This window comes from Dysgonomonas sp. HDW5A, from assembly GCF_011299555.1.
Lineage (GTDB): Bacteria > Bacteroidota > Bacteroidia > Bacteroidales > Dysgonomonadaceae > Dysgonomonas_A.
Genome location: NZ_CP049857.1, coordinates 1,811,979 through 1,829,720 on the forward strand (window position 1 = coordinate 1,811,979; position 17,742 = coordinate 1,829,720).

Consider the following 17,742-nt stretch of genomic DNA (forward strand, 5'->3'; position numbering starts at 1 on the left):
TTTATTTTTCTTCTGATAAGGCTGGGTTGAGACGTATTAATTTATTATATATTTTCAGACATGCCCATGCATCAAGCGAAGCATATTTTTGTTGTGCCTCGGTTAATACATCAGCTTCCCAATTCGAAAGTCGTTGGCTTTTTGATATTTTTTCTCCGAAAAGTATGGCGTAGATACGTTGTAGTCCATTGTCCTCTATTCCGAATTTTTTCACAAAAGCTTGCAGTTCAATAAAATTTTTAGGCTCTAATTGCATTCGTTTCCGTATTGCCGAGAAATCATCTTTAAGAGAAAGTCCGATTTTTTTTATATCAGGATTTATTAGAATATGGTTAAGACATTCGGGTATATTTATAAAATTCAACCGGAACAAAAAACAAGTGTCTTCTGTCGAAAGTTGCATCAATGCAATTGTTCTGATGAGTCCTTTTTTGAATGATGGGCGTGTTTCGGTATCAAAACCAATAATAGGGTGTTGCTCTAAAAAAGAAGTTGCTTTTTGTGCTTCTTTCTCTGTTTGTACCACAATTATCCGTCCGGGAAAAGTTGCCGGTGGCAAAGTTGCTATTTCTTCTTTTGATATTGTACTTACCACTCTTCTTGAATATTATCGGAATCCAAACCATTGTCTTCCATATTTTCTTCATCTATTGCATATCTTAAAGAATGAAGTGCTCTAAGAACATTTACTAATTTTTGTCCCCAGTAAAGTTTGAAGTTCTCGAAACAAGTGTATAAACCTTCGCTCATATTTTCTTCGATCCCTTGCTCATATATGGATATGAAATTTTTAGTATCCTGATATATATCTGCAACATCTTCGGATATGCTTGCAGAAATAGGCGTGTCGCTATATTTCATGTCTTCGACAAAAACTTCCAAGTAAGTGTCATTCTCTTTGTATGCTGTATATAGCTTAGAAACTATATAATTATAGTCGTCTTCGGTAACGGTAACTTCCGGGTATATCTCGTCCTCTATCTCTATTTCGGGCAATAAGGATGCCTTCAGATAGAGTAGTGGCAATAATTTTGTTAATTTATCGGTGTACTCTTTACTTGTAATGTTCTCAGGATTCTCTAAGAATGTGCAATATTGTACAGCAACTGTTACAAATTCAACTACATTTTTTGAAAATACGATATTGCTTGCCAGCTCTTTTCCCATTCTGAATATTTTTTTGTCTTATCTCTATTTGTGATCTATCCAAGTATAACTGCGAATATTTGTTATGACTTTCAAATATGATCTTTTATATTATCAATTACTTAACTTTATTTCGATACTACAAATTTAGGAAATAATATTGAAACATAGTTCTTGTATATTATATCTTGTAATAACACTCATTATATTGGCTTTATGTTTGTATTCTGATAACTAAGTACTACATTTGCAGTGAATTTTAAAGTCACAGACTTTTTTTATTACTTGTTCACGAATGATCACTACAAATAGATATAGTTAAGAGGTAAAAGCAAAAATGTTACTTTAGTAAAAGTAACTAACTCTGGTTTTTGCACTTATAAAAGCACTGAAAACTGTGTGAGCTTGCCTACAATAAAAAGATAACTAACAATAAAAGATTTAATATACTTGATGAAGACAATTGCATTTCTACTAACCGTTTTTTTATCAGTAAGCAGTGTGGCTTATGCTCAGAAAGCCGAAATCTATCAAAACAAAGATAAGTTTGGTATAAAACAAGGTGATAAAACTTTAGTTAAAGCCCAGTATGAGGCAATGGAATTTCTTGAAGAGGGATTTTTTGCGTTTAAGAAAAAAGGAAAATGTGGCGTCATAACGAAAAGCGGAACTATTGTTATCCCGGATGCATACGATGGTGTAAAATCTTATGGCAATGGATTGTTTTTGGTGAAAGATGGAAAAGCTTGGGGATTAGTAGATCGAACCAATAAATTGGTGTTGCCTATAAGTTATACAAGTTTCAAATTTGTGAATGACCATCTTTGTGAAGTTAAATCTCAAGGAAAATTTGGTCTAATAAATAAATACGGGGAAATTGTTATTCCTGCTCAGTATGAAGGGGTAGCACCTTTTAATGATACATTTTTTTTAATCGAAAAGGGCGGTAAATCGGGACTTATTGATGACAATGGTAAGGTAGTTGTCGAAGCACAGTATGATGGCTTTGATAAAATCGCAGACAAGGATCTTTATAATGTACGATTGGGTAATAAGATTGGATTGATGACTGCCGAAGGGCAAGTTCTTTTAGATCCTGTATATGATAATATAGAAGATGATGCATGTATCGGCATGAAGTTAACCGAAAATGGGAAAATCGGATTTTATACTAAAACCCGTCGTCTTGTAGCTCCTGTATACTCAAGGGTGCTATTTTATCAACCCGAATTGGGATTGGTTGTAGTAGAAGAGGGTGGTAAGTTTGGTGTGGTAACTTCTCGTGGTACAGTTACTCCTTCAGCTTATGAGAATATAAGTCGTTTCTCTCCAAGAGGTATTGCCTTTGTTGAGAAATCGGGTAAATTGATGGCTATAAATTCCGAAGGTCGTGAGATGATTCTTCAGGAAATTATGGGTGCAGGTAATCAGCCTCCTCAGTAAATCTAAATATAGAATATAACAAAAGGTCATCTGAACGGATGACCTTTTGTGTTTTTATAATAATGAAGATTATGATCTGCTTATGTTTTCTTTGATCTTTTTCAGTAAATCCTCAGAGACGGGATATTCAAATTTTCGTGCAAAAAGGGCGTCAGATTTTAGTATATCATTGTAGTCATTGCAGTCTAAATTAGCCGGGAAATTTCCATTCCTCTCTTCCCAGATGATAAACCTCATATTGTTGTTTATGATATTCTCTTTTATGGGCGAATTAAGAAGAATGGTTTGAAAAAAAATCTCTTCGGAACAAAACGAATACTTGAATCTTTTTAAGAATCGAGGATGATTCTCCATGTATTGAAAAACATATTCTAAAGATTCTCTTTTTAGAGACCAATAGGTTGATCCTCCATGTAATGGGGGGAAGTCTTTGCTAAAGCTCCTTTTGAATCCGATTTTTTTCTGAAGTTTAGAAAATCCTTTGATTAGTCTTTCATTTAACCCCGTTCTTCCATCTATCAGATCATATATGTTATACCTTGACAATCTATCCATCCCATCCTCGGGCCAAGCAGGGTAGGGAAGCGGGAAATATTCCATAAAATCCTTATCTCGGTTTGTTTCCATAAAATCGTTTAGCCTATCTCTTGAAACAATCGGATAGTCATGTCCTGTAATGAGATGAAAGTGTTTGTTGGCCGAATCTCCTATAGCCTTTTCCGCTAATTCCAGTATAGCTCTTAGGTGATTGATACCTCCCCAGTTGATTTTATACGTTTGGGATACATATTGTACCCTTTCTTTTGAAGACAGCTTCTGTATATCATTTTTAGAAATTGAGCTTTTACGGTCTATGTGGATATATATGTTGAATTTATCATCGAAAAAATTGACCAGATCTTCGAGGTGATTATAATTCTTATATGCTGTAATTAAAATGGCTTGCATTGGCTTTATTTAGAGTTTGAAAAACGAATGTAAATAAAAGCTTTTAGTTTTGCTCTTAAAGTGTATCATTAAATATTTTCTTTTACCTGATATTATCTGTAGTAGCATAACAGGAGCAGATGTCTTTACTTTTCGAGCTGAAAGTCAATTCCGTAATACAAAGACATATATGGTAAAGCGTACGGTGTATCCCCTAGTCCAAATTTGGTTCTGGCCTGATATTCTTTGAATACTACCGTTTTAGCATTATTCTCCTTCATCGTTTTTATTACGGTTATTCTCTCTTCCCATATATCACTTATTGCCGTAACATCTTTGTAGGCATCGTAATAATTGGTCGAAAAGCTTATCAGGCAAAAGAAAAGAAAGCAATATTTCATTTGTTTTATAATAGACGATGGGTTGCTCGTTATCTTGTTATAAAGTATTCCGAAAGCAATAATGTTGAGGGTAATAGTGCCAAACCAAGCTCGTGCCGGAAATCCCGGTGATACAATCATTATGTAGATTGATATAAATAAGCCGATAAAATAAATCAGGATGTAGGAGAGTGTCGCTTTCCTGTTATTCGGTTTGGTGTTTATATACATTATCATTAATAATGCAATACCAAGGTTGAGAAGTCCCAGATAATTGATGAATCGTTGGCTGTAAGTTAAAAACCTGTATAAGATAAGAAACGGACTTATAGATGTGCCTTCGGCTCTGACAAAATTTCCGGGAGCAGCTATCATTATAATATACCCTGTGATTGCCCCAAGAAGACCTGCGTACATCCATATCGGGGTTGCTTCTTTATTGAGTTTGTGATATATAATAAAGCAAATTATCATAACTATCATTGCAGCAGCAGTATTTTCATTTGTCCATCCGGCTATAACTCCCCCTATAAACATGAATAAAGATGCTGTGATACTTTTGAAAAGAGATAGTTCTTCATCTTTGTATAAACGATAAGGGAGCAAGAACAAGAGAATAAGGAGAGTTCCCCATAAATAATTAGAACTGCCTGTAATCCATAAAGCAGTTTCAGCAAATACCGGTTGCAAAAACCATGTTAAAGAAAACGATATGATGAGAATGCTTATGTTATTTTTTAAACTTCCTGTGATATGATAGTGCATAGCTAGTATAAAGCCTATAAATCCCGCAGAGTTTATAATGTCGATTACAAGTGCATTATCAGTTAAAAGCAATGACTGGGTGATAAAGTGCACAACACTGCGACCTCCCCACTTGTAATAATGTAGATATTGGGAATAAAATACGTCGCTGATGGATGTTAGACGATGCTCGGTTTGGTATATGAAAGAATAGACAAAGTCATCCCCGATTAAAGGGGTTTTGATATTAAGAAATAGAATAGATCCGAAGAATACAAATAGAATAAACGTAAACAGAGAATTATATATATATTTATTCTGAATGATTAAATTCTCAAAAAGAATGGCTTTTATTCCAAGCTGATTTAGTTTGTTTTTTGCCTCCAATATCCTTTTTTTGAAAAGAAAGGGTAATTTATTTAACATTTTGCTTCGTCTTCTTTTTAAGAGTTTTATTTATATACAAATATAAAAAATTATATATTCTTTTGATAAAAAAGTGCTTATTTGTATCTCTAATGTGTTGTTAAAAAACTCTTTTATGCTGAAAAAAAGAGGTTTAATGTTTTTCTCTAAAAAAAAACTCTTATATTTGCACATTATTACGAATTAACATTAATCAATGTTTCAGATATGAACAAAAAGGTTTTCTTCACTACATTTTTATTTATTGCCAGCCTTTTTTCATTAACAGCTCAAGAAGAGTCGAGCCGTACTCTTATTGTTGATGAAGTCGAATATGGTCAACCGAATCAGACCTATAATACATATAAGACTACTTGGAAAAAGAATCGCTTTAAAGATAACTGGATTATCTCTCTTGGAGGTGGTGCTCAGACGTATTTTGGAATTGATGACAGTAAAGGTCCAACACAAGATCGTGTAACATTTGCTCCTCAATTTTCGATCGCTAAGTATTTTTCTCCAATTTGGGGATTAAGATTAAACTTTACCGGAGGTTCTCTCCATGGCTTTAACGATGGTAGTTTTGGAACGTATGTAAAATGGAATCACGGTACTAAAGATTATATGGGGCAAAGTGTAGTCGGTACTCCTGGTTACCCCAATACAAGTCCATCTGCTTCTATGCTAACATGGGATCCTGCGTGGAATCACATGTTTGATTTGACTCTGAAAGATGCAAATGGAAATACTATTCCTGGTTATAATACTGATATTATTGGCCTAGACGGAGATAATTACTATTGGAGACCTGGTAGAGAACAAGGTAAGCTATATATGCAACATATTAAGTATGTTCAAGCTAATATTGACTTTATGTTTGATTTCTTCAACTTGGTAGGTAATTATAATCCAAAACGTTTCTTTGAAATTACTCCTTTTGGTGGTATTGGTATATATAATGCATTCTCTAATATGGGAAGTGTCAATATGTTGGTTGCCGGTGTTCATGGAGGACTTATTACCAAATTTAGGTTAAGTGAAAGACTGGGATTAAATGCAGAGTTTTCAGGTTCTGTAGTTCCAGATTCATTTGACGGTCAAATAGGTGATACTAAATCGATGGAAGGTATTGGTCAGGCTACATTGTCTGTTGCTTACAAATTTGGAAGAACAGATTGGGAAGTTGCTGAACCTATGGATTATGAATTGGTAAATCGTCTAAACGATGAAATAAATACATTAAGAGAACGTAATGCTAAACTGGCTGCGAAAGAGTGTCCTACCTGTCCTCCTCCACCCCCAGTTGTAAAAGCTGAACCTACTTCGGATGTTAAATTCTTACCTGATCCTGTATTCTTTAGACTTGACAAGTCGGTAATAGATCCATCTGAATGGGCTAGAATCGATAAGGCAGCTACTTACTTAACTGAACATCCTGATGTGAATGTTGTAGTTACAGGATATGCTGATAAGAAAACTGGTAATCCTCAGTATAATATGAAACTTTCGGAGCGTCGTGCCAAGACAGTAGCTCAAGCATTGATCGAACAATATGGCATCAATCCTCTAAGAGTATCTATTAACTGGTCGGGGGATAAGATCCAACCATTTAAAATAAATGAATGGAACCGTGTTGTAATATTTGTTATTGAATAAGTAAAGAATAAATATCATAAAATATAAAGCGTCTCTTAGTGAAAACTAAGGGACGTTTTTTTATATTTGTCTTTATTGTAGAGACTTAATCGTAAATCGAATAATTAGTATAATATGAAAACAATTAATTGGGGTATTATAGGTTGTGGAAATGTTTGTGAAAAAAAGAGCGGACCTTCTTTCTATAAGATAGAACATTCGAATCTGGTGGCGGTGATGAGACGAGATCTGGATAAGGTAAAGGATTATGCCATGCGACATAAGGTCGATAAATATTATACAGATGCTGATCAGTTGATTGCCGATTCTCAAGTGGATGCTGTGTATATTGCAACACCTCCTAATACTCATATGCAGTATGCAATTAAAGCTATGCAGGCAGGTAAGCTGGTATATGTTGAAAAGCCCATGGGGATGAACTCAGCCGAGTGTGAAGAGATGATCCGAACTTCGGAAACCACTAATCAGAAGCTGTTTGTTGCTTTTTACCGTAGAGCACTGCCTTACTTCTTAAAAGTGAAAGAATTGCTGGAGAGTGGAGTTATAGGTAACGTTTTAACTGTTGAGGTAAAGCAATACCGCTCTCCGAGGGTTTCTGATTTAACTTCTTCCGATCATACATGGCGAGTAGACAAAGATATAGCCGGTGAAGGTTACTTTTACGATCTGGCACCTCATACCTTAGACATTCTAGATTTTTTGTTGGGAGAGATTACCGATGCTAAAGGTTTCTCTGCAAACCTGGGTCAATTCTATGAAGTGAAGGATACCATTTCAGCCATTCTTAAATTTAAGTCAGGAATCATAGGTAGTGGACGTTGGTGCTTTGTTACTTCGGCTCAAACAGATGTAGACTCTATTATTATTACCGGAACTAAGGGCGAGATAAGATTCAGTACATTTGCCTTCTCTCCTATCTTATTACTCTCGGATACAGCTTCAGAGAGCTTTGATATACCCTCACCTGAACACATTCAGCAGCCATTGATTCAAACAATAGTAGATGAACTGAGAGGTGTTGGAAAATGCCCCTCGACAGGTGTTAGCGGTGCTAGAACCTCGCGTGTAATGGATATGATTCTCAATGCTTAAATAGATAAACTATCACCTTAAAGTCAAATATGGTTTAAGGTGATAGTCTTATATTTGATTTTAGTTGTTGAAGGTCAGAGCTTGCCCTCTTACTTCGTTTACCTGTCCGTTTTCAAAAGCAATTTGTCCGTTAAGGAATGTTTTCTCAATAGATGTCGATACCGTCTCGTTTTCGAGTGGAGACCATTTGCACTTATATAGAATATTCTCTTGTGTAATAGTATAATCCTTGTTTGGATTTACAAGAACCAGATCGGCAAAATAACCTTCACGAATATATCCACGCTTGTTTATCCTGAATAAAGTTGCCGGAGCATGGCACATTTTGTTAACTACTTCTTCTTTCGATATTTTTCCTTGTTTAGACATCTCTAGCATCATTTGCAATGAATGTTGTACTAGTGGACCTCCCGATGCCGCTTGAAGACATCCACCTGTTTTTTCCTCCAATAAATGTGGAGCATGGTCTGTCGCTATAACATCCAGTTTGCCTTTGAGAAGCCCCTGTAGAAGAGCATCTCTGTCTTCTTTTGTTTTTACTGCCGGATTCCATTTGATACGATTTCCGTATTTCTCATAATCTTCATCGGAGAACCAAAGGTGATGTACACAAACCTCTCCCGTTATTTTTTTATCTGTCAGTGGTTTCACATCAAACAGGCTGATTTCTCTTTCTGTTGACAGGTGTAATATGTGAAGTCTTGCACCATACTTATCCGCAAGCTCTACCGCTTTGGCTGACGATTGATAGCAGGCTTCCGCACTTCTTATCAATGGGTGATACTTAACGGGGATATCGTCACCTAACAGATCTTTGTAGTATGCGATATTTTTTTGTATGATTTCTTCCTCTTCGCAGTGAGTGGTTATGATCATATCAATCTCTGCAAATATAGCTTCCAGTGCTTTGCGTTTATCAACCAGCATATTGCCGGTAGAAGAACCCATGAATATTTTGACACCGCAAGTATTTTTTTTGTCGATTTTACGAAGTTCAGCCAGATTATCGTTGGTAGCTCCCAAATAGAAAGAATAGTTGGCATATGATTTTTGTGATGCTACTTCAAATTTGGCGTCGAGTGCTTCAATTGATGTTGTTTGAGGCTTAGTATTAGGCATTTCCATGTACGAAGTCACTCCCCCCGAAATCGCAGCCTTACTCTCGGAGGCAATATCGCCCTTATGGGTCAGTCCCGGATCTCTAAAGTGTACCTGATCGTCTATGACACCCGGTATTAACCATAATCCTTCGGCATCGATAATGGTTGCCTTGTTAAGGATTTCAGACGGAACACTATTCTCTTTGTAAATAGCCTTAATGATTTCTCTCTCTATAAGAACAGAACCTTTAATCGATTCACCCTCATTTATTATGGTTGCATTTTGAATAAGGTACATATTTGATATTTTTCGGGTTATTTATTCCTTGTTTTTACACTCTTATACAAAGATAACGGTTTTGCTGATATGTATTGTAGAATAATAAAACAGCCTTGTTATTAAAGTGATAGCAAGTATTAATAGGTCTGAGGTCTTAAACCTGTAACCCAAGTGTACAAAAAGTACTACAATCTAAACAATTACTATACAAAAAAGTGACATTTTATACCCTTTTTGTTTATTTGTTAACTTTCAGTATGTCAGTATTTAATGTCGGAAAAGATTACAAAAGTGACAAAAGTTACACCTGCTTTATTTTCCCTCTTTTTTTCATTGTTCTGTTTCTTTTAATAGATAAATTTGTGATAATTTCAACCGAATAAACCGAACGGTCGGTTTGTCTGGTTGGTAATTTTATTTTGATATGTTCTGTTCAATAAAATATTACTTTTTTTATTTAATGTTCAATTTAGGAACGCATCCTATCGGGAGTTTTGTGGATGAGATTAATGCAGATAAAACCATCCGTTTCGATTAGTAAAGTATTGCCTTTTTTCCTTAAATGAAACATTGTACCTTTGTCAGGTTTTAAGGTGATGTGGTTGTAATTGTATCTGTCGGTATGTTGAATATCGGCAGTAGGGTACAGTCAGAGTAACAATTTGTAAAAAGAATATGGCAATGAAAAGTTTTAAAGGAGTTATTTATGCACTTGTTTCATCGGGTACTTTTGGTTTGATACCTTTGTTTTCGATTCCTTTAATGACCGATTCCAATATGGGATTGCCTTCGATTTTATTTTATCGTTTTTTGTTTTCGACTTTGCTGATGGGGGCTATCTGCTTGTTTAAAAAAGAAAATTTCAGAATATCAAAAAAGAATCTAGTGACGATTGGATGGCTAGGGGTGCTTTATGCCGCAACAGCTATGTGCCTTATTTATTCATACAAATATATACCGAGTGGATTGGCTACTACAATTCATTTTCTCTATCCTATTGCGGTTAGTTTCTTGATGGTTGTCTTTTTTAAAGAACGAAAATCCATAGTGCTTTTTCTGGCAGCCGTTTTGTCACTTATTGGAGTTGCCCTGCTTTGCTGGAGTGGCGAGGGCAGTATTAATCTGATTGGTGTTGCAATAGCCTCCCTTACCGTAATAACTTATTCGGTATATATAGTAGGGATCAATCAATCATCTGTAGGAAAGATGAATGCCGAAATTCTTACATTTTATATACTCCTGTCGGGTGCTGTCTTATTCTTTATATTTGCTGCCACTTCTGACGGGGGAGTCGAGTTAATACCTGATACCACAGCCCTTTGGAGGTTGTCGTTGCTGGCATTTCTGCCCACCGTAATTTCTGATCTGACTTTGATTTTAGCTATAAAATATGCAGGTTCTACCATTACGTCTATTTTAGGTTCTATGGAACCACTGGTTGCAGTACTGATCGGCGTGCTGTATTTTTCCGAATACTTTAATTTAAATAGTGGTTTTGGTATATTGCTGATATTAGTTTCCGTGAGCTTAGTTATTGTCTTTGGCAAGCAAAAGAAAGAGTCTATGTTGGGCGACTAATTGATCTTCTATCTGTTTGTTTAGGCTCTTTTGTCCTTTAGTCAGTAATTTGCTGTTTTTCTGTAATTAATGTTCGTTATTAAATAAATATAATTATTTTTGGCGGTTAAACGTTAAATTGATTGAAAGTCTTTGATTTATTTAACTTGAAAGAACATCATTAACTATTACTTAATATTGAAAATGTAATTATGGAAGAAGAAACAGTAAAGCCGGATGCTACGCCTAGAATAAAAAGAAATAAAGAAGTTCCTTCGGCAGCTTTTGTCGGAGCCGCTTGGTTCGTCTTGTTTGTAGGGGTAATTGCTTATCTCATTGGTTTGTGGAATGCCGAAATGCAATTAAACGAAAAAGGATATTATTTTACAATACTATTGTTCGGTCTGTTCTCTGCAGTAACGCTTCAAAAAAGTGTAAGAGATAAACTCGAAGGAATTCCCGTAACCAATATCTTTTTTGCTATTAGTTGGTTTGGTACAATTGTTTCGATATTGCTATTGGTTGTTGGATTATGGAACGCTGAGTTAGCATTGAGTGAAAAAGGCTTTTATGGTATGTCTTATACCTTAAGTTTATTTGCAGCCATATCTGTTCAGAAAAATATTAGAGACACAGCTGAATCGGAAAGATGAAAAAAGTAAAAATATTTTTAGCCGTATTTGTAGTATTACTCGCTATCGTTGTTGGTGGAGGTATTTACATGTTTGGCGTTTCGTTGGATAGAAAAGTAACACCAACGGACGAAGAAGATGCTTATGCTTTTCTTTATGATCACGATCCTAATCTGAAACTCTGGGTAGATAGCCTACGCCGGGAATCAGCCCTGAGGGATACATTTATCGTTGCCGACGATGGCAGTAAACTTCATGCGTTGTATGTTCGTTCGGCCATTGAGTCGCCTAATACAGCACTTATTATTCATGGATATACCGATAATTCGATTCGTATGTTGATGATTGGTCATCTGTACAATAAAGAGATGAACTATAATATCTTGCTTCCCGATTTGAGAGCACATGGAAAAAGCGATGGTGAATATATTCAGATGGGTTGGAAAGATCGTTTGGATATTCTGAAATGGATAGATGTTTCTAAAGGCATATACGGAGATACTACCAATATGGTTATTCACGGTATATCGATGGGAGCAGCCACCACGATGATGACATCGGGAGAAGATCTGCCCGAAAATATCAAATGTTTTGTTGAAGATTGTGGATATACCAGTGTTTGGGACGAATTTAAGCACAAGCTTAAAGATGAATATGGATTACCTGCATTTCCTATATTGCCAGTAACCTCTTTATATACTCAAATGAAGGTCGACTGGAATTTTAAAGAAGCATCATCCTTAGAGCAAATCAAAAAAAGTAAGTTACCTATGTTTTTCATTCATGGCGATAAAGATACCTATGTACCCACATGGATGGTGAATAAGCTTTATGAAGCCAAACAAGGTGATAAAGAACTATGGGTTGTACCCAATGTTGAACATGCTAATGCTTATTGGGATTGTACTGATGAATACGTAACCAAAACCAATAACTTTGTAAGTAAATACATCAATTAAGGTCACAGACCTTTTTATAATATAGTAAAGGCGTGTTATAAACTCGCCTTTCGTCATTTTTAGTATCTTTGTAAAATATGAGCTAAAATTAGAGTCATGGAAAATAGAATAACAAAACTTTTTAATATAAAATACCCGATTATATCGGGAGGTATGGTTTGGTGTAGTGGCTGGAGATTGGCTTCTGCCGTAAGTAATGCCGGAGGACTTGGTCTTATAGGTGCAGGATCTATGTATCCTGAAGTACTCAGAGAGCATATCCAAAAATGCAAAGCAGCAACCAATAATACATTTGGGGTGAATGTGCCTCTACTGTATCCTAATATTGAAGAGATAATAAATATTATAATCGAAGAAGGAGTAAAAGTCGTATTTACTTCTGCCGGAAACCCCAAGACATGGACTAAGAAATTACAGGAGCATGGTATTAAAGTAGCCCATGTAGTATCCAGTTCTAAGTTTGCAGTTAAATGTCAGGAAGCTGGCGTTGATGCAGTTGTTGCCGAAGGATTCGAGGCCGGAGGGCACAACGGAAGAGAAGAAACCACAACTTTGACTTTGATTCCTCAAGTTCGTAAAAGTATCGATATTCCTTTGATTGCTGCCGGAGGTATTGCAACAGGTAACACCATGTTGGCTGCTTTGGCTTTAGGAGCCGAAGGGGTGCAAATAGGAACCCGTTTTGCATTGACTCAGGAAAGTTCGGCTTCTGCTGAATTTAAAAATCTGTGTGTAAGTCTTAACGAAGGAGATACATTGCTGTCTCTTAAGAAAGTAGGGCCAACCCGCATGATAAAAAATGAATTCTACAAACAAGTACAGGAAGCTGAAGACAGAGGAGCCTCTGCCGAAGAAATAAAAGCTCTTTTGGGTAAAGGACGCTCTAAAAAAGGAATATTCGAAGGAGACCTTGTGGAGGGTGAACTCGAAATAGGGCAAATTGCTTCCTTGATTAAAGACCTGCCTTTGGCCGGAGATGTTGTAAAATCAATTATCACAGAATTCAATACAAGTGCAAAAGCTCTGTCGGGAATTTCTTTCTAAGAGCTCAGATCTTTTGAATCTATTCTGTTACTTAATTACTTGTAACTACTTAAAATGCAATACGATCTTTTTGCACCCATACCAAAATATAAATTAATAAGCCTTTCGAGTGGTAGCAGTGGTAATTGCTACTACTTGGGAACTTCTCAGTACGGTATCCTTATCGATGCTGGTATTGGGATGCGTACTATAAAAAAATACTTGCGTGAATACGGTATCGCTATGGAAACCATCATTGCAGTATTGGTTACGCACGATCATGCTGATCACATAAAATCAATCGGAGGTTTCGGCGGGAAATTGAATATTCCGGTGTATGCTACAGAAACCGTTCATGCAGGCATCGAGAGAAGCCGTTTTGTCGAAGAAAAATTTACGGGAGCTAAGCGAATCGTTGAAAAAGAAAAAACATTTGAGATAAAAGAGTTTCAGATAACAGCTTTCGATGTTCCGCACGATACGATTGAAAACGTAGGATATCAAATCAAGATTGCAGATAAAACCATTGTTTTGGTTACCGACGTAGGTCGTATCACCGAAACAGTCTCTAAATATGCCCGATCGGCAAATCACCTGATTATTGAAGCCAATTACGATGAAGAGATGCTTAGTTGCGGACGTTACCCTGCTTATCTCAAGCAGCGTATTACTTCGGGAATGGGACATTTGAGTAATCGCCTTACAGGAGAGCTGTTAACTTCCATCTATCACGATAAGATGGACGAGATATGGCTCTGTCATCTCAGTCAGGATAATAATCACCCCGACCTTGCTTACAAAACAGTAGAATGTGCTTTAAATTTACAAGGGATAAAGGTGGGTAAAGATGTCAATCTTAAAACTCTCAGTCGGGGAAAACCCTCAGGATTAATTGAGTTTTAAGGTCACAGACCTTTTTGGCACTTTGGTAAGTATAACAAATATAGATTGTACAACGATAAAATATACCAATAAATTTTATTCTTTACTTAAATAGTAAACCTATAAAATGAATCAGTAATTGCTCTATAGTTGTAATTACTGATTTTTTATTATATTTGTGAAACATAAAAGCCTCTTTTTGAAAGATATGTCAATGCAATTAACAAATACATTTGTTTGTAATAATCTAAATTTTAACTATTTAGATTTGTCTGCTTGCGTTGAAATATTAGAGAGAGAGAGAGAGAGAGAGAGAGAGAGAGAGAGAGAGAGAGAGAGCTAAATAATGCCTCTTCGCATGTATTAATTCCTATTTTATTCCTTTATTTTCCAGGCGGCAAATTTTGTCTGTCTGCTTCATTGTGTATTATCGACTCGTATATCTTCTGCACCAGAGTGTTTCCTGAAAAACATTATTTAAGTTGTCTCCCAACAGTTTACTATTCAAATGATTTATTTTTTTTGTTGTCGTTTAAAATCTGTATAGTCAGACTGTTAAAGGCGCAACTTTCACGGGTAGAGTCATGTAGTGATTACATGTCTCTGCCTTTTTTGTCATACAACCAACTAACTGATATATCTAAATTATAAAACAAATGAGAAAGAATTTATTGTTATTATTCGGATTGTTTTTTATTGCTTTTACGTATGGACAGGTAGGAATTAATACCGAAAGTCCTTTAGGTTTATTACATATCGATGCCGGAGTTGCCGGGGTTACATCTGATGATGTGATAATATTGAACGATGGTAAAGTCGGGATAGGTACAACTACTCCTTCTAATAAACTTTCGATTGTAAATACAGGGGGCGACACGGGGTTGCATTTACCTAATGGAGCAGCATCCGGCAGAGTCTTAACGTCCGACACTCAGGGGAATGGAGTTTGGATATCTGGTGCGGTTCAATATCAAACATCAGTCTATGGGGTTGGAAACCAATTGCTGGTAAATGGTGCGGTTTTCCCGAATTTTGCAAAACTAACCAGTTTGAGAGGCGTTCTTTTTGATCGCGCAAAAGATATATATGGGGCAGCTTATGGATGGGATGTAAACAATCAGCAATATGTTGCACCGGTATCAGGGGTTTACAGAATAGCCTACGGTGTATATTTTCAGACCAGAGGTAATATCGGGGAAAATTTCCGAGCCTATATATTTCGTAATGGGACTCAATTTATAAATAGCGGGCTGGTTTCCGTTACAGATGCAGGATATGATATTGCCAGTTTTGTTATGGGGCTTACCAATTTGGCTAAAGGAGATGTGATAGATTTGAGGGTCTCATGTCAACCATCGGGAATATTAGCTTATTGGGCAGGCGTAGGACACACTTTTTTAATCATAGAGTCACTGTAATTTATAATTTTTATAAGATAACAACAATGCAGACCAACTGGTCGGTTTGTGTTGTTGTTTATTCCAGCATCAAATTAAGAACAGGCTGATGTTCTTCGAAAAGAGAAGAATATTCTACCGTTAATTCATTGGTGTGAAATCCGAGAAGCAAGCGAGTCAGCATATTTATATTCACTTCAATATTCGGATTTGATTGGCAGTGTTTTACATGTCCACCGCTAATTTGATAAATCTGGTTCTCAACTTTGATTGTGAAATCTTTATCTGTATTTTTTTGTGCGTATAATCCCAGCATAAATAGAGGATCTATTACACAAGACATACCTCTTAAATTGAACTTAGGAGGTTTACTATCTAAGATATATTCTTTGACAATTGTCTCAAAATCGTACTTCGATTTCAAAACGCAGAAATCTCTTTGCTGATATTCTTTATCGAATGCTTTATATATTTCCTCAGAATCGCCTGTATGTTTATCTAAGAAGCTTTTGAATCCTATATCTTCGGAGCTTTCTTCGAATGTCGTTTCGAATCCGTATTTCTTGTAATACCCGAAAAGCCAGTCTTCGGCAGGAACCAAGATCGAAAGAGGTATATTCCTTTCTTTCATTACAGCAAAAGACTCTTTGATTAATTGTCCCATATACCCTTTACCCCTGTATTCGGGTAAAGTGCATAATCCTGCCAGATAATAAAAAGGTATTACTTCACCATAAAACCGAATAGAGTAGGGTAGCATTTGCAAAGAAGCCACAGCCTTATTGTCGATCCAATATATAAGTGTGTTTTCGTCCCTGTATTGTCGGGAGAAATACAGATTCATATATTCATCGGTATCTTCGAAGCAGATTTTCCACATCGAACGAACTTCAGCGGCTGTGTTTTTATTTGCAAATTCAATCATATTCTATTTAAGTTGTTTACTGCATTATTTCGCTCAGCAAGGTACCAATACTCCTTCCTCTAATAAAATATCGGGCTGATACGAAAGCTTGGCTTTTCTCAATGGTTCCAATCCCATATCTTCCTCACGATTGATATATTTGAATTTAGAAGCTTCGTGTTCTATAAATTGCTGATTAATTATGGTGTAAGCTCCGTTAATTTCACCGAAAGCCTTTTCAACATGTACTACAAAAGTATCTTCCGTTAACTTTTCGCCAATTGTAAAGGCTATGATTTTTCCGTTTACACGGATAGCTCCTCCAGTCAATTGCAGTTCGTCGAAATGCTCTAACATCAATCGAGTTGCAATATAATCATATTGGAGCGATCTGTCTTTATCCTCTTTAATGTTTTCCCACTCATTGAGCATGGTCACACATTCGCTCAGATCTTTTTTGCTTGTTATGGGGAAGTACTGCCAATCGGGATTATCAATTTTAAATCGGTTGATATGGTTGCGTTTGCTTTGAAGCTTCTTGCCCGAAAGCGAAATTAATTTCGAAGAAAGGTAGATGTATTCGTCGTTGTTGCGTTCGTGTATATATTTGAATTGATTGGGCATTTTTTTATTGATCATTTCCCACATTTCGGCGGTGATGCCCTTCATCTGAAAAGGTCTATTCGAAGCTTTCGCATCTGCCTGTAATATTTGTATCGATTCATTAACAGGCATCGGGCCAATAGGCATCATATAATATGTCTCACCATCTATTTCCTGAAATTTAAGAAATAAAGTTTTGTGTTGAATGTCGTATTGAGTTTTGAATTTAGCATTCCATGCAAACATATTGGTAAAGCTGAAATCGCATGCACGGAAAGTGTTGCCATCCAGACAAGCATCTATTTGGGGCTTATCGGATAGTTCTATGGTTTTAAAGTGAATCATAACTACTTAATTAAACTAGTGTTAAATGTTTATTACTATCCTTTTTATCAAAGTATAGTTGAGTAATATAACCGATCAAAATAGTAAAAAGGTCTGCGACCTTAGTCTATCAAACAATTGGTATTCTTGTTATGTTCATATCTCTACAAAAAGCACGCCGAAAATTTCAGATGACAGATTTCTCTTTCAATCTGACAATTTTTAAGTATATTTGATTCAGTAATTAAGGTCACAGACCTTACGTATTTGGCTTATTTACATACTTAA

Annotated in this window: 16 protein-coding genes; 9 read left to right on the forward strand and 7 right to left on the reverse strand. The window is 36.0% G+C overall.

The features are described from left to right. Position 1: 1 nt before the first annotated feature. Positions 2–595, reverse strand: coding sequence for a 3'-5' exonuclease (locus tag G7050_RS07565; RefSeq protein ID WP_166113478.1), 594 nt, complete (start codon positions 593–595; stop codon positions 2–4). Further along, positions 589–1,167, reverse strand: a complete 579-nt coding sequence (locus G7050_RS07570; RefSeq protein ID WP_166113481.1) for a DUF5063 domain-containing protein — start codon at positions 1,165–1,167, stop codon at positions 589–591. The genes G7050_RS07565 and G7050_RS07570 overlap by 7 nt, the downstream gene beginning before the upstream one ends. A gap of 432 nt (positions 1,168–1,599) precedes the next feature. On the opposite strand from G7050_RS07570, the gene G7050_RS07575 reads away from it, so the two are divergent. Beyond that, positions 1,600–2,589 (forward strand): WG repeat-containing protein, encoded by a 990-nt coding sequence (locus G7050_RS07575; RefSeq protein ID WP_166113484.1) that lies wholly within the window; start codon positions 1,600–1,602, stop codon positions 2,587–2,589. Between the two features lie 69 nt (positions 2,590–2,658). Here the strand turns inward: G7050_RS07575 and G7050_RS07580 are convergent, their stop codons facing one another. Both G7050_RS07580 and G7050_RS07585 read right to left on the reverse strand, forming a co-directional pair. Beyond that, on the reverse strand, positions 2,659–3,537 hold the full coding sequence (locus tag G7050_RS07580; protein WP_166113487.1) for a beta-1,6-N-acetylglucosaminyltransferase: 879 nt from the start codon (positions 3,535–3,537) through the stop codon (positions 2,659–2,661). 125 nt (positions 3,538–3,662) lie between these two features. After that, positions 3,663–5,066, reverse strand: a complete 1,404-nt coding sequence (locus G7050_RS07585) for a DUF6056 family protein (protein WP_166113490.1) — start codon at positions 5,064–5,066, stop codon at positions 3,663–3,665. A 207-nt stretch (positions 5,067–5,273) separates the two neighbouring features. Between G7050_RS07585 and G7050_RS07590 the strand changes: the two genes are divergently transcribed. Both G7050_RS07590 and G7050_RS07595 read left to right on the forward strand, forming a co-directional pair. Continuing rightward, positions 5,274–6,701, forward strand: a complete 1,428-nt coding sequence (locus tag G7050_RS07590) for an OmpA family protein (RefSeq protein ID WP_166113493.1) — start codon at positions 5,274–5,276, stop codon at positions 6,699–6,701. A 114-nt stretch (positions 6,702–6,815) separates the two neighbouring features. After that, positions 6,816–7,793, forward strand: a complete 978-nt coding sequence (locus tag G7050_RS07595) for a Gfo/Idh/MocA family protein (RefSeq protein WP_166113496.1) — start codon at positions 6,816–6,818, stop codon at positions 7,791–7,793. A 60-nt stretch (positions 7,794–7,853) separates the two neighbouring features. Here the strand turns inward: G7050_RS07595 and G7050_RS07600 are convergent, their stop codons facing one another. Further along, positions 7,854–9,191, reverse strand: a complete 1,338-nt coding sequence (locus G7050_RS07600) for a dihydroorotase (RefSeq protein ID WP_166113499.1) — start codon at positions 9,189–9,191, stop codon at positions 7,854–7,856. A 663-nt stretch (positions 9,192–9,854) separates the two neighbouring features. On the opposite strand from G7050_RS07600, the gene G7050_RS07605 reads away from it, so the two are divergent. The 6 genes from G7050_RS07605 to G7050_RS07630 all read left to right on the forward strand — a co-directional run bounded on the left by G7050_RS07605 (position 9,855) and on the right by G7050_RS07630 (position 15,644). Then, on the forward strand, positions 9,855–10,751 hold the full coding sequence (locus G7050_RS07605; protein WP_166113502.1) for a DMT family transporter: 897 nt from the start codon (positions 9,855–9,857) through the stop codon (positions 10,749–10,751). 191 nt (positions 10,752–10,942) lie between these two features. Beyond that, positions 10,943–11,383: an inner membrane protein YiaA gene (gene yiaA / locus G7050_RS07610; protein ID WP_166113505.1), complete on the forward strand. Its 441-nt coding sequence runs from the start codon at positions 10,943–10,945 to the stop codon at positions 11,381–11,383. Further along, entirely contained in the window at positions 11,380–12,321 is a 942-nt protein-coding gene (locus G7050_RS07615) for an alpha/beta hydrolase (protein WP_166113507.1), read from the forward strand. The genes yiaA and G7050_RS07615 overlap by 4 nt, the downstream gene beginning before the upstream one ends. Positions 12,322–12,417: 96 nt before the next feature. Then, entirely contained in the window at positions 12,418–13,365 is a 948-nt protein-coding gene (locus tag G7050_RS07620; protein ID WP_166113511.1) for a nitronate monooxygenase family protein, read from the forward strand. A 54-nt stretch (positions 13,366–13,419) separates the two neighbouring features. Continuing rightward, positions 13,420–14,247: an MBL fold metallo-hydrolase gene (locus tag G7050_RS07625; RefSeq protein ID WP_166113514.1), complete on the forward strand. Its 828-nt coding sequence runs from the start codon at positions 13,420–13,422 to the stop codon at positions 14,245–14,247. Positions 14,248–14,882: 635 nt separating this feature from the next. Next, positions 14,883–15,644, forward strand: a complete 762-nt coding sequence (locus tag G7050_RS07630) for a hypothetical protein (RefSeq protein WP_166113517.1) — start codon at positions 14,883–14,885, stop codon at positions 15,642–15,644. Between the two features lie 58 nt (positions 15,645–15,702). Here the strand turns inward: G7050_RS07630 and G7050_RS07635 are convergent, their stop codons facing one another. Beyond that, positions 15,703–16,548 (reverse strand): GNAT family N-acetyltransferase, encoded by an 846-nt coding sequence (locus G7050_RS07635; protein WP_166113519.1) that lies wholly within the window; start codon positions 16,546–16,548, stop codon positions 15,703–15,705. Between the two features lie 33 nt (positions 16,549–16,581). Beyond that, positions 16,582–17,475 (reverse strand): DUF2156 domain-containing protein, encoded by an 894-nt coding sequence (locus G7050_RS07640; protein WP_166113522.1) that lies wholly within the window; start codon positions 17,473–17,475, stop codon positions 16,582–16,584. Positions 17,476–17,742 lie beyond the last annotated feature (267 nt).